This window comes from Rhizobium sp. MHM7A (assembly GCF_005862215.1).
GTDB lineage: Bacteria > Pseudomonadota > Alphaproteobacteria > Rhizobiales > Rhizobiaceae > Rhizobium > Rhizobium bangladeshense.
Genome location: NZ_VCHT01000010.1, coordinates 24,884 through 47,308, shown reverse-complemented (window position 1 = coordinate 47,308; position 22,425 = coordinate 24,884). Strand labels below are relative to the sequence as shown.

Genomic DNA, 22,425 nt, shown 5'->3' with positions numbered 1-22,425 from the left:
TCCGTTTCGCTTCAAAAAGCGAAAAAGGCGCCCGACCAGAGCTTGTTCAAAAACCCATTAGCGTATTTCCGATCGTCTGCGGCGCATTGCCTCCCTCGTCCACAGGATCAATATTCCCGTTGACTCCAAAATGTTTATTGTAGATAAAAAACAAAATCAATCGCATTCGCCGATGCAGCGAGCGTTTCCTTCAGGGAGAAGAGATTGGACAAGCAGCCTTGGATCATCCTGTCGGCCGGCGACAATGTCGCGGTCGCAACGTCCGCCATCGCTGAAGGCTCGACGGTTGCCGGCGTCGAGGCCCGCCAGAAGATCGAGCCGGGGCACAAGGTGGCGATCGCCGATATTCCGCTTGGGTCCGCCGTGGTGAAGTATGGGCAGGCGATCGGCCGCACCACCGCCGAGGTCAAGGCCGGCGATCATGTGCACAGCCATAATCTGCATTTTGAAAACGACCGGCTCGCCGTCACCGCCAATTCGGCGCCGGAAGAAGCAACCGCCGAGGACAAGGCGCGTACCTTCATGGGCTATCGCCGCGCCGACGGGCGGGCGGCGACGCGCAACTATATCGGCATCATCGCCAGCGTGAACTGTTCCACCACCGTCTGCCGTGCGATCGCCGACGAGGCGAACCGGTCGATCCTGCCGCATTATGACGGCATCGACGGTTTTGTGCCGATCGTCCATGACCAGGGCTGCGGCATGAGCTCGACCGGCGACGGCATGAACGTGCTGCACCGGACGCTTGCCGGCTATACGAGACATGTCAATTTCGGCGGCGTGCTGATGATCGGCCTCGGCTGCGAGGTCAACCAGCTGACGCTCTACGGCCAGAGCGGTGCGGGCGCCTCCAAGCGGCATTTCAACATCCAGGACGCCGGCGGTTCGCGCCGCGCGGTCGAGCGCGCAATGGGCGTGCTGCGCGAGGTTGCCGCCGATGTCGGCAAGGAAAAGCGCGTGCCGATCTCGATCGGCGAGATCATCATCGGCCTGCAATGCGGCGGCTCGGACGGCTTTTCCGGCATCACCGCCAATCCGGCGCTCGGTGTCGCTGCCGATCTTCTGGCGGCGGCCGGCGGCACGGCGATCCTGTCGGAGACTTCGGAAATCTATGGTGCCGAACACTTGCTGCGCAGCCGCGCCGTCAGCGACGAGGTGGCGAGAAAGCTCGACGAGAAGATCGCCTGGTGGGAAGATTATGTCGCCCTGCACGGCGCCTCGCTCGACAACAATCCCTCGCCCGGGAACAAGCGCGGCGGGCTCACCACCATCCTCGAAAAATCGCTCGGTGCCGTCGCCAAGGGCGGCCGCTCGCCGCTGACGGCGGTCTATGGTTATGCCGAACGGGTGACCGCTCCCGGCCTCGTCTTCATGGACACGCCCGGCTATGATCCGGTTTCGGCAACCGGCCAGGTGGCGGGCGGGGCCAACATGATCGCCTTTACCACCGGCCGCGGCAGCTGCTTCGGCTGCAGGCCGGCGCCGTCGCTGAAGCTATCGAGCAATTCGGCGCTCTATGCCTCGATGGAAGAGGACATGGACATCGATTGCGGCACGATTGCCACCGGCGACGCGACGATCAGTGGCAAGGGCCGCGAGATCTTCGATCTGATCGTCGACACGGCCTCCGGCAAGAAGACCAAGAGCGAAATCTTCGGTTACGGCGATAACGAGTTCGTGCCTTGGCATCTCGGTGCGACGCTCTAGATTGCGGTAACCTAACAGTTTGATTTTACGCAGTTCCTGAGGATGCATGATGGAAACGAGACGGATCGGCAAGACCGGGCTTGAGGTGACGGAGATCAGCTACGGCGCGGCGCCGCTCGGCGGCCTCTACCGCGCATGCCCGCGCGATCAGGCGATGGAAACGCTGCAGGCCGCCTGGGACAGCGGCATCCGCTATTTCGACGTCGCCCCCTGGTACGGCCTCGGCCTTGCCGAACGGCGCGTCGGCGATTTCCTGCGCGACCAGGCGGACGGCGCTTACGTGCTTTCCACCAAGGTCGGCCGGCTGCTTCGGCCGGTGCCGACGGGAATGGTACCGGATTACAGCTATGTCGATCCGCTCTCCTTCGACGCCGATTACGACTATTCCTATGATGGCATCATGCGCTCGGTCGAGTTCAGCTATGCGCGCCTTGGCCTCAACCGCATCGACATTCTCTATGTGCACGATATCGGCGTCTATACGCATGGCGCAGCCAAGAATGCGGTCTACCAGAAGCAATTGCTCGATTCCGGCGTGAAGGCGCTGGAGGAGCTGAAGTCTTCCGGCGCGATCTCCGCCTTCGGCCTCGGCGTCAACGAAGTGCCGGTCTGCCTCGAAGTCATGCGCCATGCCGACCTCGACTGCATTCTGCTTGCCGGCCGCTATACGCTGCTCGACCGCTCTGCGGTGGAGGAACTCCTGCCGCTCTGCCGGCAGAAGGGCACGTCGCTCGTCGTCGGCGGCGTCTTCAACTCCGGCATCCTCGCCACCGGCCCGGTGCCGGGCTCGCATTTCGATTATATGCCGGCCAGCGAGGATGTGCTTGCCAAGGTCGGCGCGATGGAGGCGATCGCCAAGCGCCACGGCGTGCCGCTCGCGGCCGCCGCCATGCAGTTTCCGCTGCGCGATCCGATCGTCGCCTCGGTGCTGATCGGCACGGCGAAGCCTTCGAGCCTGACGCGCAACATGGAAATCGTCGCGCCGCCGCTTGCCGATGGCATCTTTGCCGAATTCGAGCCCTATACGCTCACCGCACCGCCGCTCGGCACCGAAGCGGTCCGGGTCTGAGGAGACACCATGCTCAAGGGTATTCATCCGCTGCTCGGTCCTGACCTGCTCCATGCGCTGAAAACGATGGGGCATGGCGACGACATCGTCATTGCCGACGCCAATTTCCCTGCAGGCTCGATGGGACCGGCTGTCATCCGCGCCGACGGCGTCAGCGCTACCGATATGGCCGCAGCGATCCTGTCGCATATGCCGCTCGACACCTTCGTGCCGGAAACGGCATGGCGGATGGAGGTGGTGGGTGACCCCGGCGCCGTGCCCGAAGTGTGCGCGGAGTTCCAGCATATCGTCTCGAAGCGCGCTGGGGATTTCCGTATCGTCCCGGTCGAGCGTTTTGCCTTCTACGCCATGGCCCGCAAGGCTGCCTATATCGTCGCGACGACGGAATTCCGGCTATATGGCAATCTGATTTTGAAAAAGGGCGTCGTGCACCCGCACGAGGTCGACCTGAGCCGCTAGCTATTTTAGGCTATCGTTGTAATGAAATAAAATCAGGTGCTTGGAGGGAGTTTTCCGGAGTAAAAAAGCGCGTGCGACGCCCTTGCAATTTGAATGCGCCTCGGCTAGCTTCTGCCTGCAAATGTTTTTTATCGATAAAAACCTTCCGCCAGCGTTCAGCGGTCCGGTTTATTAGGAGGAGAACGCATCCTGAGAGGAGAACCTTTATGAGCATCGTGAAATCCATTCTGTCGCGCCGCGCCTTTACCGCGCTCGCGGGTGCCGCCGTCATCGCCACGGCGATGCCGGTCACGTCCTTTGCCGCCGATGTGACGATCCCGATCATCGTCAAGGACACCACGTCCTTCTACTGGCAGATCGTTCTGGCGGGCGCCCGCAAGGCCGGCAAGGATCTCGGCGTCAACGTGCCGGAGCTCGGCGCCCAGGCGGAATCCGATATCAACGGCCAGATCAGCATTCTTGAGAATGCCGTCGCCGGCAAGCCGGCCGCAATCGTCATCTCGCCGACCGAGTTCAAGGCACTCGGCAAGCCGATCGACGAAGCCGCCAAGTCGGTTCCGATCATCGGTATCGACTCGGGCGCCGACTCCAAGGCTTTCAAGTCGTTCCTGACGACCGACAACGTCCAGGGCGGCCGAATCGCCGCCGACGGTCTTGCCGCCGCTATCAAGGAGATGACGGGCAAGGAAGAAGGCGACATCGTCATCCTGACCAACCTGCCGGGCGTCGGTTCGCTGGAGCAGCGCCGCGAAGGCTTCCTGGATCAGATCAAGACCAAATATCCGGGTCTGAAGGTCATTGCCGACAAGTACGGCGACGGCCAGGCGACGACCGGTCTCAACATGATGACCGACCTGATCACGGCAAACCCGAACCTCGTCGGCGTCTTCGCCTCCAACCTGATCCTGGCGCAGGGCGTCGGCCAGGCGATCGCCGAAAACAAGCTCGGCGACAAGATCAAGGTGATCGGCTTCGACAGCGACGACAAGACGGTCGGCTTCCTCAAGGACGGCGCGATCGCCGGCCTCGTCGTCCAGGACCCCTATCGCATGGGCTATGACGGCATCAAGACCGCACTTGCCGTCTCCAAGGGCGAGAAGGTTCCGGAAAATGTCGATACCGGCGCCAACCTCGTCACCAAGGCGAACATGGCCGATCCGAAGATCGACGCGCTCTTGAACCCGAAGATCAAGTAAATGACAGGCGGCCGCGCCGGCTTCAAAAACCGGCGCGGCCTTTTCCATCCATGGTATGGTTCACCAGGGGATGGAACAGACGCGACAAGAGGAGGAGAGGTCCATGATCGGACTGGAAGAGGTCAGTCATCGCCATGATGACAGCGCCACGCTGAAAGAAGCCAATCGTGTTCCCGCCGGATCGCCCATCCTCGAATTGAAAGGTCTGCAGAAGAATTACGGTCATGTGCAGGCGCTGAAGCCGGCGACGATGACCTTCCTCGCGGGCGAAATCCACGCGATCGTCGGCGAGAACGGCGCTGGCAAATCCACCCTCATCAAATTGCTTACCGGCGTCATCACCCGCACGGCCGGCGAGGTGCTGTGGTGCGGCCATCCGGTGGGGCTGTCGACGCCGAACGAGGCGATCGCCCGCGGCATCAATGCCGTCCATCAGGAAGTGGTGCTCTGCCCGCATCTGACGGTCGCCGCCAATCTTTTCCTGGGCGACGAGGTCAATCGCTATGGCCTCATGCGCAAGAAGCAGATGGTGAAGATGGCGCAGGCCGTGCTCGACGATCTCGGCTTCGGCCTGCCGGCCGGCGCGCTTTTAAGTTCGCTGACGATAGGCCAGCAGCAGCTGGTGGCAACAGCGCGCGCGGCAATGCGCGGCACGCAGTTCCTGATCTTCGACGAACCCACAGCCTATCTCACCCGCCAGGAATCGGCGCAGCTCTTCAAGCTGATCCGCCGGCTGCAGGGCGAAGGCGTCACCATCGTCTATATCAGCCACCGCATGGAGGAAGTGTTCGAACTCGCCGACCGTGTCTCGGTGCTGCGCGACGGAACGCATGTCGGCACGCGGCTGATCGGCGAGACCAACGATGCCGAGCTGATCGCTTTGATGATCAACCGCTCGATCGAGCAGATCTACCACAAGGAAGAGATTGCGATCGGCGAGACGATCGTCGCGGTCAACGGTCTTTCGGGTCCGGGCTTCGAGGACGTGTCGCTCAGCGTCAAAGCCGGACAGATCGTTGGACTCTACGGGCTGATCGGCGCCGGCCGCAGCGAATTCGCGCTCGGGCTCTACGGACGCCAGCCGATCAGCTCCGGTGAGATCGAGTGGATGGGCAAACGTGTCGATATCCGCAACGAACGCACCGCGATGGAGCTCGGCATTGCGCTGGCGCCGGAAAGCCGGCGCGACCAGGGGCTTTGCCTCAACCTGCCGATCGGCCTCAACATCAACCTGCCGGTCTTCGGGCGCCTCAGCCAAGGGCCGGTGATAAGTCATGCGCGCGAATCGGCCAATGCCGACAGGCAAATCCGCGATCTCAGCATCAAGACGCCGAGCCGGCGCGTGCCGGCCTCGAGCATGTCCGGCGGCAATCAGCAGAAGATCGTCATCGGCAAGTGGCTGAGCCACGGCGCAAGGCTGTTCATCTTCGACGAGCCGACCGTCGGCGTCGACGTCGGCACCAAGGCGGAAATCTACCGGCTGTTTGCCAAGCTTCTCAAAGAAGGGGCCGGCATCATCCTGATTTCCTCCTACCTGCCCGAGGTTTACGAACTGGCCGATCGGCTGCACGTCTTCCGCGGCGGCAGGCTCGTCGCCAGCCATGATTTCCACGCGGCGACGCATGAACAAGTGCTCAGCGAAGCGATCGGCGTCTGAGCCAGAAGAATAAGAGGGAGAAAATTCATGACTGCCACCCCCACTGAAATCGTCGCGCCGCCGCCGCGCCGGAAAATGAACATCCTGTTCGGCCTGACGCTGATCGGGCTCTTGATCTTCCTCTGGATCGTGCTCGGCTTCGTCACCGCGAGCTTCTGGACGCCGCTCAACATCTCCAACCTGCTGCGCCAAGGCGCGATGACGGCGATCCTGGCGCTCGGCCAGACCTTCGTCATCATCACCGCGGGCATCGATCTGTCGGTCGGAGCGATCGTCGGCTTCTGCACCGTCATCATCGCCTGGCTTTTACAAGCGGGCGTACCGCTCTGGGGAGCGATCGTGCTGACCCTCGCCATCGGTGTCGCGATCGGCGCTTTCCACGGATTCGGCATCGTGCATATGGGCCTGCCCCCTTTCATCATCACGCTGGCAACGCTGACATCGCTGCGCGGCATCGGCCTCCTGATCACCAACGGCTCGACGATCAGCATCACCGACGAGAGCTTCAGCAATTTTGCCCGCGCCGATTTCCTTGGCATTCCGAGCCTGTTCTGGATGGTCATCCTGGTGGCGGTCCCCTCCTTCGTCTTCTTGCATCTGAGCCGCTGGGGCCGCTATCTCTTTGCGGTCGGTTCGAATGCCGAGGCCGCTCGTCTTTCCGGCGTGAATGTCAAGGGCATGATCTATCTTGCCTATATCCTTTCGGCCTCCTTCGCCGCCTTCGTCGGCGTGTTGCTCGCCTCGCGCATCGCGATCGGCAATGCAACGCAGGCCGACGGCTGGGAACTGCAGGCGATCGCATCGTCCGTCATCGGCGGCACCAGCCTGTTCGGCGCGGTCGGTTCCGTGCACGGCCCGCTGATCGGCGCCTTCATTCTCGCAACGATCAACAACGGCGCGAACCTTCTGAACGTTAACTCCTTCTGGCAGCGCATCATCACCGGTCTCTTGATCATCGTAATCGTCTTCTTCGACCAGCTGCGCCGCCGCCGGAGCAATTGAACGACATAAAGACAGAGCCGGTCCAAAAGGCCGGCTTCTTCACATTCAAGGAATGCGAGACCCCGCCATGAAAGCAGTTGTTTGCCGGGAGCCCGGCGTACTCGACATTATCGACCGCCCACCACCTGCCGCGCCGGCGCCCGGCTGGGTGCGGCTGGCCGTCAGCCATGTCGGCATCTGCGGCACGGATTATCATATTTACGAGGGCAAGCACCCTTTCCTCGAATATCCCCGGGTGATGGGGCATGAAATCTCGGCGACGGTGCTTGAGACGGGCAACGGCGTTGCGCTTGCGGTCGGCATGCCGGTCATCGTCAACCCCTATCTCTCCTGCGGTCAATGTGTCGCCTGCCGCCAGGGTAAACCGAATTGCTGCACCAATATCAGAGTACTCGGCGTCCATACCGACGGCGCCTTTTGCGAGGAGATTTCGGTTCCGGCTGACAATCTCTATCCCGCCAGGGGTCTTAGCCTCGAGGCGGCGGCGACGACGGAATTTCTGGCGATCGGCGCCCATGCGGTGCGCCGCTCGCTAGCTGGCGCCGGCGCTCGGGCGCTCGTCATCGGTGCCGGGCCGATCGGCCTGGGGGCGGCGATCTTTTCGCGCATCGCGGGCCACGAAGTGACCTTGCTCGATACCAGCGCCGAGCGGTTGCAGATGGCGGCCGAACGCTTCGGCTTCACCTCGAGCATCGTCGCCGATGAGGCAACGGCGGATGCCGTCAAGGAAAAGACCGACGGCGACGGCTTCGACGTCGTCTTCGACGCGACGGGGTACGGCCCGTCGATGGAAAAAGCCTTCTCCTTCGTCGCCCATGGCGGCGCGCTGGTGCTGGTCAGCGTCGTCAAGGACGATATCCGCTTCTCCGATCCCGAGTTCCACAAGCGCGAGATGATGCTGATCGGCAGCCGCAACGCAACCCGCGCCGATTTCGAGCATGTGGCAGATTCGATCGCGAAGGGGCTGGTGCCGGTGGAGAAGCTCATCACCCATCGCACGACGCTTGCCGATGCGCCACGTGATCTGGCGCGCTGGGCGCATGAGAAGAGCGGCCTGATCAAGGCGGTGATCCGGGTTGGTGGGTAGGTACGGCGCGGACCATGCGCGCGGAGTGCTGCCCGTGGATGCTCGGGTCAGGCCCGAGTATGTGCAATGGGCAAGAGGCGGGACGTCCGGATGAATTCCGGCAAGGTGCGGGGCTGTCTTGCGTGCGAAGCGCCTAGGCAAAGGCGATATCTGCAAAAAACCGCTGCGCCTGCGGTACTGCCGCACAGGCTCCCCCACTCTCCGTCGTCCTCGGGCTTGACCCGAGGATCCATGGCCGCAAACGCTTCATTCGCGTTCCAGACTGCAACCGTTTTCCGTCACGAGTGCAGAACGCCTAACCCACCGCCTCGATCGCCCTGCGCATCTCCCTGACCACCTCGATATCCGTCTTGTTCGTATTCTTCCCCTCGAACCCGAAAGCCACCGCGCGCCGGTCACGGCTTCCCACCGGCGAACTGCAGGATCCGTGCACCTCGCGGGCGCCAGTCGCGCGGAGAATTTCGCCGACATTGGCGGGGCGGACGCCGCTGCCGGGCATGATCGATATACGGCCGGCCGCCTTCGCCGAAAGGCGTTTCAACGTATCGAGGCCGTCGGCGGCCTTCAGCGCGCAGCCGGAGGTGAGGATGCGTTCGCAGCCGAGTTCGATGGCCTGTTCGAGCGCCTGATCGGCATCCGGCACCAGGTCGAAAGCGCGGTGCAGCGTCGATCCCAGGCCGGCCGCATGCGCCTTCAGACGGTGGATGAGCGCCATGTCGAGCGTACCGTCCTGGCGGTTGGCTCCGATGACGACGCCGGCAAGACCTGCGGCGCGCACCGCCTCGATATCGAGCATCATCGCCTCCGCGTCGACGCTGTCGAAAATGAAGGGGCCGGCATGCGGGCGGATCATCGCGTAAACGGGAATGGGTGCCCGGGCGGCGATCCGCATCAGGCTCGGCAGCGGCGTCAGGCCGCCAAGCTCCAGCGCCGAGCAGAGCTCGATGCGGCCGGCGCCGCCTTCGATCGCGGCGGCAAGGCTCTCGGCGCTGTCGACGCAGACTTCCAGCAGGATCGTCATGCGGCACTCTCCCTGTCTCCGTCGGCCGGCTGCCTGAAAGTCTGCGCGGCCGGCTCCGACGTCATTCTGGCCGCTGCGTCGATGATCATCATAGAGGCATCGGCGGCGGCTTTGCGGTGGTTGAAGGCGACGTGATAGGACATCGGCAGATGCTCGTCGAGATCGACGATGCGCACCTTGTCGGCGATCGGCATGGCGCTGACGCGGCCGAGGAAGGAGACGTAGCCGTGGTTGGCGACGAGGTCGACGATCACGGGGAGTGAATCCGCCGCGGTGATATCCCGGCTGCGGAAGCGCCGGTTGGATGCGCGCTCATCGCTGAAGGCCATTGCGGCATGGCCGAGGCCGGTGCGCGGGCTCGGCATGCAGATCGCATGGCCGGCGACGAGATCGGCGACCGTGGTTTCCGTACTTTGAGGCGGCGCGATCACCACCATGTCGGTCTGGAGAAGTTCGCGATGCCGGAAGCTTTCAAGGCCGAAGACCGAATCCAGGATGGCGACATCGATGCGGCCGCTCTTCAGCGCCTCGCGCAGATCGTCGGCGGTCATCGAGACCAGCGAAATCGCATTGTTGCTGCGGCGCGCATTCCACTCTGAAACAAGCAGGCCGAGGCAGCGCGCCACCCAGCTTTCCGATCCTGTCGGGATGATCGAGCCGATGCGCAGCGACCGGGCGGCGCGCCGGTAGCGCTCGTCAGCGGCCGATTTCAGATCGTTCCATGCCTGACTGATCGTCATGAAGATCTGGTAGGCGCGCCTGCCCTCCTCGGTCAGAACCGAGCCTTGGGCCTGCCGCTCGAACAGGCGCCGGCCGAGAAATTTCTCAAGATTGGCAAGCTGGAGCGAAAGCTGCGGCTGACCGAGACGAAGGCGCCGGGCAGCGCGGTTGATGCTGCCCTGATCGGCCACTTCCAGAAAACGCTCGATCGCGACGATCTTGATAGGAACGCGTGCGGCCCAGGTTTCGAAGATCTCGCCGGTAGCGCCCTCGTGGCCCGCCAGTTGTCCGAGTTCACCGACCGCAGTCCTGATCGGAGTCAGCCCTTCCAGCACCCTGCCGCTGGCGATCAGCGTCGCCAGTTCACCGGAGGAGCGCTCGGTCAGCTTCATCGCCAATTCGATCTCGAGTTGGCGGGTCGCCGTCGAGACGGTGGAGGGCGACAGCCTGAAATGGCGCGCGATCTCGCGGACCGAACCGGAAGCCAGGACGTGGCTGGCGATGAAAAGGGCACCGAGATGCAAAGGAGCTCGCTCCGAAAGCGCTGAAAAACCGGACGATATGATGTGTTCGCCAAAAAAGATATCCCCGCCTGGGGATCGGCGTTCTATCGTTTGCAGCATAAAAAACGGGGCGGCGGAGTTTCCGCAGGCGAGCACCGGAACATCGTGGAAACACGCAAGGGGACAAAAACAAATCGCGCTAGCTTCAGAAAAGGGAATGCGTTTCCGCGCGCGGAGCCGTGTTCACCGCCATAATCGTCGGCGCGACCGCAAATACTGGAGGGGGCTTGCATCGATTTTTCGAGTGGGCACACTATTTCCATGACGCACGCAATTCCGGCATGATGGCGGCCCGATCGCCTGCGCCGGCAGATTTCCTGCGCGCAAGCCTTCCGGCTTGGGCCTCATCACGGTGTTTAAAAAGGGGATATTCAATGCTGAAGAAACTCGCACTTGCCGTTTCGCTTTCGGCCTTCGCAGCGGGCGCGGTTCAGGCCGCCGACGTCGTCGTCTCGTCGAAGATCGACACCGAAGGCACGCTGCTCGGCAACGTCATCGCACTGGCGCTCGAAGCGAACGGCATCAAGACGCAGGACCGCATCGCGCTTGGCGCCACACCCGTGGTGCGCAAGGCGATCACCGCAGGCGAAATCGATATCTACCCCGAATATACCGGCAATGCCGGCTTCTTCTTCAACAAGGCCGATGACGCCGCCTGGAAGAACAACGATCAGGGTTATGAGCTGGCGAAGAAACTCGATTACGACGCCAACAAGATCGTGTGGCTGACGCCGTCGCCCGCCAACAACACCTGGGCGCTTGCCGTGCGCAACGACGTCGCCGAGCCGAACAAGCTCACGACCATGTCGGACTTCGGCAAGTGGGTGGCAGGCGGCGGTACCGCCAAGCTTGCCGCTTCCTCCGAATTCGTCAATTCGGCCGGTGCGCTTCCCGCCTTCCAGACAACCTACGGCTTCCAGCTGAAGCCTGACCAGATGGTCGTTCTTTCCGGCGGCGACACGGCGGCGACGATCAAGGCGGCCGCCGACCAGACGAATGGCGTCAACACCGCCATGGTCTACGGCACTGACGGCGCCATCGAAGCGGCCGAACTGACCGTTCTCGAGGACGACAAGGGCGTGCAGCAGGTCTATGCGCCGACCCCGATCATCCGCGAAGAGGTGCTGAAGGCCAATCCGAAGATCGAGGAAATCCTCTCGCCGATCTTCAAAAGCCTGAGCGCCGACGAATTGCGCAAGCTCAACGCCAAGATCCAGGTCGACGGCGAGCCGGCAAAGTCCGTCGCCGAGGCCTACCTCAAGGAAAAAGGCTTCCTGAAGTAATCATTGCCGCTCCGCCCCGTCGCGGGCGGAGCCTCCCTGACGACTGGGGCGGCCATACAGGGTTGGATTGATGGAAGAAAGCTCAACGGTCCGCAGGCTCGATCGGCTCGGCGTGGTTCTGGTGGCGGGCGGCATTGCGGCGACGGCTCTGATGCCCTTCATCTATGTCAAGGCGAACCGCATCGCTGCCGGCAAGCCGATGCTGCTGACACAGCTTCTCCCCCAGCCCTCCGTCATTGTCCTGACCGTTCTTCTTCTTCTCACCGCCATCGCCACGCTGTTCCTCGCCAATGCCCTGGCGCGGCTTGCGATCGCGACCCTCAGCCTTGCCGCACTGATCGCTGCGATCGGCCTGGTCTCGACGGCGGCGACGCCGCCGGGCAGCACGGTGGCCCGGATGACGCCTGGCGGCGGTTTCTGGGTGCTGTTCGCGGTGATCGGGCTGATCATATCGGATGCGCTCGTCAAGATCCGGCTGACGCCCTGGTTGCGGGTGGCAGCGCTTGCCGCCTATACGGCGCTGCTCTTTGCTTTTCTTTCCTCCGGCCTGCTCGACAGCCTCTCGATCATGAAGGAATTCTCGACGCGGGCCGCACAGTTTGAGACCGAGGCATTTTCACACCTGCTGCTGGCGCTCGGCTCGCTTGCCATCGCCATCATTCTCGGACTGCCGCTCGGCATCCTCTGCTTCTGGGTGCCGAAGCTGCGCGCCGTCGTGCTGCAGGGTTTGAGCCTCATCCAGACGATACCGAGCCTGGCGCTCTTCGGCCTGTTGATGCTGCCGCTCGGATATCTCGCCACGCATGTGTCGCTGGCGGCCGCTATCGGCATTCGCGGCATCGGCACGGCGCCGGCACTGATCGCGCTCGTGCTCTATTCCCTCCTGCCGATCGTGGCCAATACCGTCGTCGGCCTGCAGGGTGTCGATCCCTCCGTGCGCGATGCCGCGGCCGGCATGGGGCTGACGCGCCGGCAGATCCTCACCGGCATCGACATGCCGCTCGCCTTTCCGGTCATCCTCACCGGCATCCGCATCGTGCTGGTGCAGGCGATCGGCATGGTGACGATCGCCGCGCTGATCGGCGGCGGCGGCTTCGGCATCTTCATCTTCCAGGGGCTCGGCCAGACGGCGATGGACCTCGTCCTGCTCGGCGCCGTGCCGACCGTCTTCCTCGCCTTCTCATCGGCCGTCATCCTCGATGCGGTCATCGACAGCATTCGGGGACCCGCCGCATGAGCATGATCGAAATCAGCAACGTCACCAAGCGTTATGGTGCAGCCACCGTCGTCGACAATGTTTCGATGCGCGTCGAGAAGGGCGAGATCACCGTCATCGTCGGCACATCGGGCTCCGGCAAATCGACGCTGATGCGAATGATCAACCGGCTGGTGCCGATCACCGAAGGCGAGATCTTCGTCGACGGGAAGAATGTGATGGACGTCGAGGTGACCGAGCTTCGCCGCCGGATCGGCTACGCCATCCAGGGACACGGCCTCTTCCCGCATCGGACCGTGGCGCAGAATATCGCCACCGTGCCGCAGCTGCTCGAATGGGATTCGGCACGCATCGCCGCCCGCGTCGAGGAGCTGCTCGGGCTTTTCAATCTCGATCCGGCTGATTTCGCCGATAAATATCCACATCAGCTTTCCGGCGGCCAGCAGCAGCGCGTCGGGGTCGCCCGGGCGCTTGCAGCCGAGCCGGAACTGCTCTTGATGGACGAGCCTTTCGGCGCGCTCGATCCCGTCATCCGCGGCAAGGCGCAGGACGACCTCCTTGCGATCCAGAAGCAGTTCGGCACGACCATCATCCTCGTCACTCACGACATGGACGAGGCCTTCCATCTCGGCAACCAGATCGCAGTGATGAGCCAGGGCAAATTGCTGCAATGTTCGACGCCGGAAAAGATCCTTACCGAACCCGCCGATCCCTTCGTGCAGCAACTGACCGGCACCTCCGACCGGGCGCTGAAGCTGATGTCGCTGCTGCCGCTGAAGGAGAGCATGGAGCCGGCCAAGAGCGGTCTCGCCTATGCCCTGCCGCAGTCGCTCAGCCTGCGCGACGCGCTGGCCGAAATGATCTGGCAGGGAGTCGACGAAGCGGCCGTCCAGGATAACGACAAGGCCGCCGTCGGATCGATTTCGATGACGCGGCTGCTCGAGCTGGGCCGCAAGGCATGAAACTCGTCGTCGCCAATTTCTTCCGTCTGGCGGCACTCGCCCTGCTCTTGATCCTGCTGTTCAGGACGGAGTGGCTTTCCTTCCTGCTTGCGCCGCTGACGAGCAACAACGCGCCTGCCGTCTATACCCAGAACAGCCTTGCCTCGCTTGCGCTCGGGCATCTGCAGCTCGTCATCGGCTCGATCGCCTGCAGTGCCGTGCTCGCCGTTCTCGGCGGCATCTTCGTAACGCGGCAAAGCGGCGCCGACTTTCTGCCGCTGTCGCGCGCCATCGCCAATGCCGGCCAGACCTTTCCGCCGGTCGCGGTGTTGGCGCTCGCCGTGCCAGCCACCGGCTTCGGTGCCATGCCGACGCTGATCGCGCTCTTTCTCTACGGCCTGCTGCCGATCTTCGAAAACACCGTCGCCGGCTTGAAGCAGGTGTCGCCGCAGGTTCTCGACGCTGCCGACGGCATGGGCATGAATGCGACGCAGCGGCTGGTGCGCGTCGAGCTGCCGCTTGCCCTGCCGCTGATCCTCGAGGGCCTGAAGGTTGCGACCGTCATCAATATCGGCACGGCGACGATCGGCTCGACGGTCGCGGCAAAGGGCCTCGGCGAAGTGATCATCGCCGGATTGATATCGGACAATACCGCCTTCATCCTGCAGGGCGGGCTGATCGTCGGGCTGATGGCGGTGCTGATCTACGACGCCATGGGCGTCATGGAAGCGGCGATCACGCGAAGAATCGGCTTGCGCGCGGCGTAAGAGGACCGCTACCAAGGCGGCGTTGATCGTTTGAATGGGAGGCTGCCTTGGCGAAGATGATCCACTCCATGATCCGCGTTCTCGACGAGGCGCGCTCGGTCGACTTCTACAGCAAGGCCTTCGGCCTCTCGGTCGCCGACCGTGTCGATTTCGACACTTTCACGCTGATCTATCTCAGCAATGCCGAGACCGGCTTCGAGCTGGAGCTGACCGTCAACAAGGGCCGCATCGAACCCTATGATCTCGGCAAAGGCTATGGCCATCTCGCCGTCTCGGTCGAAGAAGTCGCCATCGAGCGCGAGCGCATGGTTAGACTCGGGCTCAAACCAAGCGAGCTGGTGGAGCTCAACCGCGACGGCAAGTTGTTCGGCCTGTTCTTCTTCATCAGCGATCCCGACGGTTACAAGATCGAAGTGCTGCAGCGACACGGCCGGTTTCTCTAAGGCAATTTGATGATCGAAAAGACCGAGCTCAATTCCGGCTGGACGCTTAGCTGTAACGATACAGGAAGATCAGGCCTGCCCGCCGCCATTCCCGCAACGGTGCCGGGATGCGTGCATCTCGACCTTCTCGCCAACCGGCTGATCCCCGATCCCTATATCGACGTCAACGAGATCACAAACGACTGGATCGGCAGGACCGACTGGACCTATCGCTGCAGATTCGAGGCCGCGCCGGATGAGGGCAAAGTGCAGGAGCTCGTCTTCGACGGGATCGATACTGTCGCGGTGATCACGTTGAACGGCGAGGAGATCGGCCGTAGCTTCAATATGCACCGCACCTATCGCTTCGACGTTTCGGCCCTGCTGAAGTCAGGCGCAAACGACCTTGCCGTCACCTTCCGCTCCGCCTACGCCTATGGCGCGGAGATGGAGAAGCATTACGGCTATCGGCCGAACAACTATCCGGGGCCGGGCAATCTGATGCGCAAGATGGCCTGCAATTTCGGCTGGGACTGGGGGCCGACGCTGGTGACAGCGGGCCTTTGGAAGCCTGTCCGGCTGGAGAGCTGGGACCGGGCGCGGTTCGCCGAGACACGTGTGTCTGCAAGCCTTGCCGGCGGCGACGGACTGGTGAAGGTGCATGCGAAGCTGGCGCGCCACGGCGATGCCGGGACGTGCCGGCTGGCCGCAGAGATCGGCGGAATGACCACCAAAATAGCGATCGGCGCTGGGCAAGACCAGATTTCATGCGAACTTCGTCTCCCCTCGCCACAGCTCTGGTGGCCACACCATCTCGGCGCGCAGCCGCTCTATCGGATGACGCTGAGGCTGATCGACGAGGCCAGCGGCGATCTGCTCGACAGTTTTGAGCGCGAGCTCGGCTTCCGTTCGCTCCGACTCGACACCTCAGCCGACGAGCACGGCTCGGCCTTCACCTTCGTCATCAACGACGTGCCGCTCTTCATCGCAGGGGCGAACTGGATCCCCGACGATTGTTTCCCGTCCCGCGTCACGGGCGAACGTTATGCCGCCAGGATAGAAGAGGCAAAGGCCGCCAATATCCACATGTTGCGCGTCTGGGGCGGCGGCATTTTCGAGAGCGAGGAATTCTACGCGGCCTGCGACCGCTTGGGCATGCTGGTCTGGCAGGATTTCCTCTTTGCCTGCGCCGCCTATCCGGAGGAGGAACCGCTTCGAAGCGAGGTCGAGGCGGAGGTGCGCGACAATGTCGTGCGTCTGATGCCGCATGTCTCATTGATCCTCTGGAACGGCAATAACGAGAATATCTGGGGTTTCGACGAATGGGGGTGGCGACCGGTCATTAAGCAAGGCGAGAGCTGGGGGCTCGGCTATTATCTCGACCTGCTGCCAAAACTCTGCAGTGAGCTCGATCCCGACCGGCCCTATTATCCCGGCAGCCCCTATTCCGGCTCGATGGAGATCGAGCCCAATGCCGACGGACATGGCTGCAAACATATCTGGGACGTGTGGAACGATGTCGGCTACGAGGTCTACCGCAACTATGTCCCGCGCTTCTGCTCCGAATTCGGCTGGCAGGCGCCGCCCGCCTGGGCAACGATCGAAGAAAGCGTCCATGACCAGCCGCTAACCCCGCGATCGAATGGCGTCTTCCACCATCAGAAGGCGACGCAGGGCAATGAGAAGCTGATCCGCGGTCTTGCCGGGCACCTGCCGGAACCGAGGACGATGGACGATTGGCACTTCGCCACCCAGCTCAACCAGGCGCGCGCCATCCGCTTCGGCATCGAGCACATGCGCTCGCATCGGAATATCTGCAAGGGTGCGGTGGTCTGGCAGTTCAACGACTGCTGGCCGGTGACCTCCTGGGCGGCACTCGATTCGGCCGGGCGCCGCAAGCCGCTCTGGTATGCGCTAAAGGCAGCCTATGATCCGCGCCTGCTGACGATCCAGCCCCGCGGCGGCGGACTGGCCGCGGTTGCCGTCAACGAGAGGACGCTGTTCTGGCGGGCGAAGATCAGCGGCAGGCGTTTGGAACTCGGCGGCGCCGTGCTTGCCGAATTCGAATTTTGGCGCCTGCTCTGCGACCGCTTCGAAGCCAAGGAATTTCCGCTGCCGGAAGACATCGTCAGGCCGGACTTACCGAAGGACGAGGTCGTTGTCGTCGACATGCTCGACCGGCGGGCGTTTCACTATTTCGTCGAGGATATTGACCTTAACCTGCCGCCGCCGCGAGTGAGCGTCGATGTGACTGCGATAGAGGATGGCTACGCGGTCAAGGTGACAGCCGAGAAATTTCTCAAGGATCTCTGCCTGATGGCCGACCGGCTAGATCCGGATGCGGTCGTCGATTCGATGCTGGTGACGCTGCTGCCGGGAGAAAGCCACGTGTTTTTCGTGAGGACGGCGAAGACGATCGTCGTCCAAGACATCGTCATCGGGACGGTGCTGCGTTCGGCCAATGATCTTGTCGCGGGTCGCTGAAAAGCCCCTCATCCGCCTGCCGGCATCTTCGCCTTAAACGGGGCGAAGGGGACACGCCGCAACCTTTCGGCTCGCCAGTCACCTCTGGCAGGGCACACCCCCTCTCCCCGCTTACGGCGAGATGGCCAGACACCAAAAAGGCCCCGCCTCCAACGGGGCCCTTCCAGCTCGGTCCATCGGACGAGATTACATCCAGTAGGGCGGCACGCCGTAATAATCATACACCCGGCGGCCATTGTCGTTGTACCAGGTGTCGTCATCATCCGAATAGCTGGGTGCGCCTTCGATCTGCTCCTTGGTCAGGTCGATGCGATAGCCGTCCAGCTGGGTATCGTAGTTCAGCTTTTCCCAAGGCAGCGGATAGTGGTCGTGACCAATGCCAAGGAAGCCGCCGAAGCTCAGCACGGCATAGGCGACGCGGCCGTCGCGCTTGCCGATGATCAGGCGTTCGATCGAGCCGATATGGCGGCCATCGGCACCATATACCCTGGTACCTTCGACGCGGTCGCTGGCGATCAGAGAATGCGTTTCCGTGGTGTTCGGGTCACGGCGGCTGGCATCAGTATCCTGATTCAGCATTGAAACCTCCTTTTTGGTGTTCCTCGTGGTTGGTATGAAGGGTCAACGCCACGGCGGACTCAAAGTTCCCTTCCTTTTCGATGACCGCGCGGCGAAATGTTGACGTTTACGTCAAGGTTAGTGTAGCTTCATTCAGCTTGAACCGTTCAGGCAATGGCATAAGCTGCCGGACTGGAAGATGGAGGATGCTTCCGGTCAATCGGAGCCAGTCGAGCATCGGCTGGCACCGGCGCGGCGGCTGCAAGGGAGAGAGAGACACGATGAGCAGCATTTCCGTCCATCCGAACGGAGCAAAACCGGATAAGCCCTGGCTTGCCACTTATCCCGATGTGGTTCCGGCCGAACTCCCGCCGCTGGAACATGCATCGCTTGCCGAACTCCTCGAAAAATCCTGCGCCCGCTACGCCGACCGGACGGTTTTTTCGAGCATGGGCAAGGCAATGAGTTATCGCGAGCTGGAGAGCCAGACGCGCAAAGTCGCCGCCTGGCTGCAGAGCATCGGCCTCGAGAAAGGCGACCGCGTGGCGGTGATGATGCCGAACGTCCTGCAGAATCCGGTCGCAACCTATGCCATCCTGCGGGCCGGTCTGGTGGTCGTCAACGTCAACCCGCTCTATACGGCGCGCGAACTCGAACACCAGTTGCGCGATTCCGGCGCCAAGGCGATTTTCGTGCTGGAGAATTTCGCCCGCACGGTCGAGCAGGTCCTCAACAAAACCGACCTGCGCCATGTCGTCGTCACATCGCTTGGCGAAATGCTGGGACCAAAGGGACTGATCGTCAATTTCGTCGTGCGCAAGGTGAAGAAGCTCGTTCCCTCCTGGTCGATCCCGCAGCATAAGAGCTTCGGTCAGGTGCTCAGCGAAGGCGCAAAGAAAAGTCTTCAGCCGGTCACGCTTACGAGGGACGATATCGCCTTCCTGCAATATACCGGCGGCACGACAGGCGTTGCCAAGGGCGCCGTGCTGACACATCAGAACCTGCTTGCCAACAAGCTGCAGCTGTCGCTTTGGCTGAGATCGGCTTTCCAGCTGAAGAAACAGCCTGAGGTGCTGAACTTTCTCTGCGCGCTGCCGCTTTACCATATCTTCGCGCTGACGGTGAATTCGCTGATGGGCATGTCGCTTGGCGCCCACAATATCCTCGTTGCCAATCCGCGCGACATTCCCGGCCTCGTCAAGGAATTCGGAAAGTCGAACATTCATATTTTTCCTGGTCTCAACACGCTGTTCAACGCGCTGATGAACAATGCCGAATTCGCCAAGCTCGACTTCTCCTCGCTCATCATGTCGCTTGGCGGCGGCATGGCCGTCCAGCGCCCGGTCGCCGAGCGTTGGCTTGCTATGACCGGCACGGCGATCACTGAAGGCTACGGCCTCTCCGAGACATCGCCTGTTGCCACCGCCAACCGCTTCGATTCGCCCGAGTTCACCGGTTCGATCGGCCTGCCGATCCCTTCTACGGAACTCGATATCCGCGACGAGGAGGGCCGGTCGCTGCCGCTCGGCGAAATCGGCGAAATCTGCATCCGCGGGCCGCAGGTGATGGCGGGCTATTGGCAGAAACCGGAGGAAACGGCGCGGGTAATGACGGCTGACGGCTATTTCCGCTCGGGCGACATGGGCTTCATGGACGAGCGCGGCTACACCAAGATCGTCGATCGCAAGAAGGACATGATCCTCGTCTCCGGATTCAACGTTTATCCGAACGAAATCGAGGAAGTCGCCGCCATGCATGCCGGCATTCTCGAAGCTGCGGCGATCGGCGTACCGGATGGACATTCCGGCGAGGCGGTGAAGCTCTTCGTGGTCAGAAAGGACCCGAACCTGACGGAAGCGGAGGTGAAAGCGCATTGCACCGCCAATCTCACCAACTACAAGCGCCCGCGCTTCATCGAATTCCGCACCGATCTGCCGAAGTCACCTGTCGGCAAGATCCTGCGCAAGGACCTGCGCGGCTGAATTTGACAGTCTGATGAAATTGACGGCCACCCGCCTTTCCCCGGGTGGCTTTTTCGTGTTTGGAGCGGTGGCTGAACTTGATTTGCGCCTGATAAAGCGAATAGTTTCCGCAACCCTTTCCCCTTCAAAGGAGCCTCCCATGAACGCCATCGTCGAACAGCTGAAAAGCACTGCTGAAGCCACCAAGGCAACCGATCTCCGTGCCGCCTTCACGGCCGATCCGCAGCGCTTTTCGCGCTTTTCCGTCTCTCTCGACGATCTGCTGATGGATTATTCCAAGACGGCGGTGAACGAGGAGATCCTCAAGCTCTTGGTCAAGCTTGCCGAAGAAGGCGGCGTCGAAAAGAAGCGCGAGGAAATGTTCTCCGGCAAGGCGATCAATTTCACCGAGGACCGCGCCGTTCTGCACACGGCGCTGCGCAACCGCTCCAATACGCCTGTCCTGGTCGACGGCAAGGACGTCATGCCTGACGTCAACGCCGTGCTTGCCGCCATGGGCAAGTTCGCCGACGAGATCCGCTCCGGCACGTTGAAAGGCGCGACCGGCAAGGCGATCACCGACGTCATCAATATCGGCATCGGCGGCTCCGATCTCGGCCCGGTTATGGCGACGCTGGCGCTTGCCCCTTTCCATGACGGCCCGCGCGCCCATTTCGTCTCCAATATCGACGGCGCCCATATCGCCGATATCCTGAAACTCGTGCAGCCGGAGACGACGCTCTTCATCGTCGCCTCGAAGACCTTCACGACAGTCGAGACGATGACCAACGCGCAGACGGCGCGTAATTTCATCGCCAAGGCGCTCGGCGAAGCGGCCGTGCAGCATCACTTCGCCGCCGTCTCGACGGCGCTCGATAAAGTTGCCGCCTTCGGCATCGACAGCACCCGCGTCTTCGGCTTCTGGGACTGGGTCGGCGGCCGTTATTCGATCTGGTCGGCGATCGGCCTGCCGCTGATGATCGCCATCGGCCCGGAGAATTTCGGCAAGTTCCTCGATGGCGCGCATGCGGTCGACAACCACTTCCGTAAGGCACCTATTACCGAAAACCTGCCGATGCTGCTCGGTCTGATCGGCTTCTACCACCGCAATGTGCTTGGCTATCCAACCCGCGCCATACTGCCCTACGACCAGCGCCTGTCGCGCTTCCCGGCCTATCTGCAGCAGCTCGACATGGAATCGAACGGCAAGGGCGTCACCATCGACGGCAGGCCGGTCGAGGGCAATTCCGGCCCGGTGGTCTGGGGCGAACCCGGCACCAACGGCCAGCACGCCTTCTACCAGCTCATCCATCAGGGCACGAGCATCATCCCGGCCGAGTTCATGATCGCCGCCAACGCCTTCGAGCCGGAGCTGCGCCACCAGCATCAGCTGCTGATCTCCAACGTGCTCGCCCAGTCGGAAGCGCTGATGAAGGGGCGCACCTTCGATGAAGCAAAGAAGCAGCTGACCGATAAGGGCATGGACGACAAGAAGGCCGATTTCATCGCGCCGCATCGCGTCTTCACCGGAAACCGTCCGTCGATCACCTTCGTCTACGACAAGCTGACGCCCTATGCGCTCGGCCGCCTGATCGCGCTTTACGAACATCGCGTCTTCGTCGAAGGCGTGCTCTTCCGCATCAACTCCTTCGACCAATGGGGTGTCGAGCTCGGCAAGGAATTGGCGACGGGCCTGCTGCCCGTCGTCGAAGGCAAGCAGAGCGCCGCGAGCCATGATTCCTCCACGCAGGGCCTGGTTGCGGCGCTGGCAAAGCTGGCGAAATAAGCGATCGAGATTGCCCTCACCTTAACCCTCGCCGGGGTCGAGCCACGGGTCTCGACCCTTCCTTCGGACACCCATGACCGGAGCGAGGGGACGTGCCCTGCGAGAGGAGTGAGGAACGGAGAGGTTGTGGCATATTCCCTTCTCCCCGTCAGAACGGGGAGAAGGTGCCGGCAGCTGGATCAGGGGCGCACGCCGGCTCCAACTCAAAGCCCAAGTTCATCCCGCCCGGAGCGGACCGGCGCAACGGTGTCATCGCGGCCGCAAATGATGAACTGATATTCGGCCGGCTCAGCGCATCGCTGTTAATGGGTCTTGGCGCGAAATCGGATTGAATGTTCTACTAATGGAAAATTGTAGAAAGAATTCTTTCAATTCGCTGCAAACGCCCTAGATTCAAGCAAAATCTGTGCGCAGGGTACTTCCGACGATATGGCCCATCAAACCGGGGACGACGCCCCGTTCCATTGTTTCCGCTGGCGTATTATACCGGGCCATGTTCGAATCTGCCCTTTCGATGGCGGCGCCT

The 22,425-nt window shown here is 62.2% G+C and carries 18 protein-coding genes; 15 read left to right on the top strand and 3 right to left on the bottom strand.

The genetic code is table 11. From position 1 onward, the window contains the following. Positions 1–204: 204 nt before the first annotated feature. The 7 genes from FFR93_RS26960 to FFR93_RS26930 all read left to right on the top strand — a co-directional run bounded on the left by FFR93_RS26960 (position 205) and on the right by FFR93_RS26930 (position 8,177). A complete protein-coding gene (locus FFR93_RS26960; RefSeq protein ID WP_138395412.1) occupies positions 205–1,707 on the top strand; it encodes an altronate dehydratase family protein in 1,503 nt (500 codons plus the stop codon). A 49-nt stretch (positions 1,708–1,756) separates the two neighbouring features. Further along, a complete protein-coding gene (locus tag FFR93_RS26955) occupies positions 1,757–2,776 on the top strand; it encodes an aldo/keto reductase (RefSeq protein WP_064707851.1) in 1,020 nt (339 codons plus the stop codon). Between the two features lie 9 nt (positions 2,777–2,785). Then, the gene (locus tag FFR93_RS26950; protein WP_138395411.1) at positions 2,786–3,235 is read left to right on the top strand and encodes an RbsD/FucU domain-containing protein; all 450 of its coding nucleotides are present in this window, start codon (positions 2,786–2,788) and stop codon (positions 3,233–3,235) included. Between the two features lie 206 nt (positions 3,236–3,441). Next, positions 3,442–4,431, top strand: a complete 990-nt coding sequence (locus FFR93_RS26945; protein WP_064711730.1) for an ABC transporter substrate-binding protein — start codon at positions 3,442–3,444, stop codon at positions 4,429–4,431. 103 nt (positions 4,432–4,534) lie between these two features. Next, positions 4,535–6,088, top strand: a complete 1,554-nt coding sequence (locus FFR93_RS26940) for a sugar ABC transporter ATP-binding protein (RefSeq protein ID WP_138395410.1) — start codon at positions 4,535–4,537, stop codon at positions 6,086–6,088. 27 nt (positions 6,089–6,115) lie between these two features. Further along, on the top strand, positions 6,116–7,090 hold the full coding sequence (locus FFR93_RS26935) for an ABC transporter permease (protein WP_138395409.1): 975 nt from the start codon (positions 6,116–6,118) through the stop codon (positions 7,088–7,090). Positions 7,091–7,157: 67 nt separating this feature from the next. Continuing rightward, complete coding sequence (locus FFR93_RS26930) at positions 7,158–8,177, top strand: zinc-binding alcohol dehydrogenase family protein (RefSeq protein WP_138395408.1); 1,020 nt, start codon at positions 7,158–7,160, stop codon at positions 8,175–8,177. Positions 8,178–8,472: 295 nt separating this feature from the next. Here the strand turns inward: FFR93_RS26930 and FFR93_RS26925 are convergent, their stop codons facing one another. Both FFR93_RS26925 and FFR93_RS26920 read right to left on the bottom strand, forming a co-directional pair. Continuing rightward, on the bottom strand, positions 8,473–9,198 hold the full coding sequence (locus FFR93_RS26925; protein ID WP_138395407.1) for a copper homeostasis protein CutC: 726 nt from the start codon (positions 9,196–9,198) through the stop codon (positions 8,473–8,475). Further along, on the bottom strand, positions 9,195–10,442 hold the full coding sequence (locus tag FFR93_RS26920) for a LysR family transcriptional regulator (protein WP_138395406.1): 1,248 nt from the start codon (positions 10,440–10,442) through the stop codon (positions 9,195–9,197). Before FFR93_RS26920 ends, FFR93_RS26925 begins: the two co-directional genes overlap by 4 nt. A 413-nt stretch (positions 10,443–10,855) precedes the next feature. On the opposite strand from FFR93_RS26920, the gene FFR93_RS26910 reads away from it, so the two are divergent. From FFR93_RS26910 to FFR93_RS26885, 6 genes are all read left to right on the top strand, one after another. Further along, entirely contained in the window at positions 10,856–11,764 is a 909-nt protein-coding gene (locus tag FFR93_RS26910) for an ABC transporter substrate-binding protein (RefSeq protein WP_064707843.1), read from the top strand. Between the two features lie 70 nt (positions 11,765–11,834). Continuing rightward, positions 11,835–13,001: an ABC transporter permease gene (locus FFR93_RS26905; protein WP_138395404.1), complete on the top strand. Its 1,167-nt coding sequence runs from the start codon at positions 11,835–11,837 to the stop codon at positions 12,999–13,001. After that, complete coding sequence (locus FFR93_RS26900) at positions 12,998–13,942, top strand: ABC transporter ATP-binding protein (protein ID WP_138395403.1); 945 nt, start codon at positions 12,998–13,000, stop codon at positions 13,940–13,942. The genes FFR93_RS26905 and FFR93_RS26900 overlap by 4 nt, the downstream gene beginning before the upstream one ends. Next, positions 13,939–14,688: an ABC transporter permease gene (locus tag FFR93_RS26895; RefSeq protein WP_064707840.1), complete on the top strand. Its 750-nt coding sequence runs from the start codon at positions 13,939–13,941 to the stop codon at positions 14,686–14,688. Before FFR93_RS26900 ends, FFR93_RS26895 begins: the two co-directional genes overlap by 4 nt. Before the next feature lie 47 nt (positions 14,689–14,735). Next, a complete protein-coding gene (locus tag FFR93_RS26890; protein WP_064707839.1) occupies positions 14,736–15,131 on the top strand; it encodes a VOC family protein in 396 nt (131 codons plus the stop codon). A 9-nt stretch (positions 15,132–15,140) separates the two neighbouring features. Further along, positions 15,141–17,594: a glycoside hydrolase family 2 protein gene (locus tag FFR93_RS26885; protein ID WP_138395402.1), complete on the top strand. Its 2,454-nt coding sequence runs from the start codon at positions 15,141–15,143 to the stop codon at positions 17,592–17,594. Positions 17,595–17,780: 186 nt separating this feature from the next. On the opposite strand, the gene FFR93_RS26880 is transcribed toward FFR93_RS26885, so the two are convergent. After that, the gene (locus FFR93_RS26880; protein ID WP_064693645.1) at positions 17,781–18,173 is read right to left on the bottom strand and encodes a PRC-barrel domain-containing protein; all 393 of its coding nucleotides are present in this window, start codon (positions 18,171–18,173) and stop codon (positions 17,781–17,783) included. 260 nt (positions 18,174–18,433) lie between these two features. Between FFR93_RS26880 and FFR93_RS26875 the strand changes: the two genes are divergently transcribed. Both FFR93_RS26875 and pgi read left to right on the top strand, forming a co-directional pair. Then, positions 18,434–20,134 carry a long-chain fatty acid--CoA ligase gene (locus FFR93_RS26875; RefSeq protein ID WP_064707837.1) on the top strand — a complete coding sequence of 567 codons (1,701 nt, stop codon included), beginning with the start codon at positions 18,434–18,436 and terminating at the stop codon, positions 20,132–20,134. A 139-nt stretch (positions 20,135–20,273) separates the two neighbouring features. Further along, positions 20,274–21,899, top strand: coding sequence for a glucose-6-phosphate isomerase (gene pgi, locus FFR93_RS26870; RefSeq protein WP_138395401.1), 1,626 nt, complete (start codon positions 20,274–20,276; stop codon positions 21,897–21,899). Positions 21,900–22,425: the final 526 nt, after the last annotated feature.